2 protein-coding genes are annotated in these 1,322 nt (G+C 43.3%); one reads left to right on the forward strand and one right to left on the reverse strand.

Going from position 1 to position 1,322, the window contains the following annotated elements:
- Positions 1-297, forward strand: a 297-nt coding sequence (locus F6K52_RS36380; RefSeq protein WP_293090098.1) for a formylglycine-generating enzyme family protein, incomplete at its 5' end; no start/stop codon positions are given.
- A gap of 386 nt (positions 298-683) precedes the next feature.
- Here the strand turns inward: F6K52_RS36380 and F6K52_RS36385 are convergent.
- Positions 684-1,238: a universal stress protein gene (locus F6K52_RS36385; protein WP_293090100.1), complete on the reverse strand. Its 555-nt coding sequence runs from the start codon at positions 1,236-1,238 to the stop codon at positions 684-686.
- Positions 1,239-1,322 lie beyond the last annotated feature (84 nt).

Consider the following 1,322-nt stretch of genomic DNA (forward strand, 5'->3'; position numbering starts at 1 on the left):
TCTCGAGAGCAAACCACAGATGTTGGCAGTTTTCCTGGTAATGCCTTTGGTTTATATGATATGCATGGAAATGTATGGGAGTGGTGTCAAGATAACTGGAATCAAACCTACAAAGGAGCACCGACTGACGGTACTGCTTTGATTATTGATGAAAATAATTATCGGTTGCTGCGCGGGGGTTCGTGGTTCAGCGATCCCAGGGTCTGCCGTTGTGCGTATCGCTACTGGTTCGGGCGTGTCGGCTCGTACGGCAATTTCGGTTTCCGGGTTGTCGTCGTTTGCCCCAGGACTTCCTAACCCTTGGCGCTCTAACCCTCTTGCCCTTTACACTTCTTAACTTTTCCCTCTCTATTCGCGCGAATATAGAAAATTTTATTTTTTTAGGTGCTTGATGAGTGATTTGCCTATTATACAAAAAACCTACGATTTAATCAAGTGGTACATACCAATCTTGAATCGCCTCCCCAGGGATCATAAATTTGTGCTGGGAGAGCGGATGATATTAAATCCGGTGACATCGGAATGATAAAAAAACCACTCCAGGCGCAGCGAAAAGTGTTGGGGGTTTCCCCCATGAACAACTTTTCAAGACAGAGAACGCAGAGTCAGAGTCAGAGAGAGGAAATTTAAATAATTCCGATACAAACGCAAATGATATGAAGCTTTGGATAGTGCATAGCTCATCAACGAAATACCAATACGGGAATATTGCTACTGCGGAGAATTTGAGCCGTGGTACTACCAATGACTAAATGACGAATGCGCCTATGTCCATAGGCACCCATCAGTAGTAAATTGATATTGTTGTCCTTTACATATTGAGCAATAGCTGTTTCTGGATTACCTTGCATTAAGGATACTACTGGCTCAAATCCTCCTATGCGTGCTTGTTGCTCGCCTCGCTCAAGTTGAGAATTTGCTGTTTTATCCTCTGCACTTTTAGCAACGGTAACTATATGTAATTCTAAACCTTTAAAAGCAGGAGAGTTAATGAGAAATTGTAGCATTTTCTCACAACTTTTACTACCGTCATAGGCCAGCAAAAATTTCTCTATTGGCTGATATTGACGGGAGGTGACAAGACAAGGTTTATGACTAGAACGCAAAATCCGCTCCAGATTGGCCCCCAAATGTCCAGAGGCGAATTCCGCTGCTTCCCCCCGTTTCCCCAAGATAATTAAATCAGCCTCTGATTCTAACTCGGGTACAAAATCAAGCAAAAAACCTGTTTTATGCATTACCTGCACCTTTGTCACACCCCCATGGGTTAGTGCTGCTTCTGCGTCCTGTAAAATCAACTTTACCCGTTGATGATTTAGTTA

It is taken from the genome of Moorena sp. SIO3H5 (assembly GCF_010692395.1).
GTDB lineage: Bacteria > Cyanobacteriota > Cyanobacteriia > Cyanobacteriales > Coleofasciculaceae > Moorena.

Coding starts and splice junctions, on each gene's coding strand:
- F6K52_RS36385 (WP_293090100.1), bottom strand. CDS start 1,238: ATGCATAAAACAGGTTTTTTGCTTGATTTTGTACCCGAGTTAGAATCA.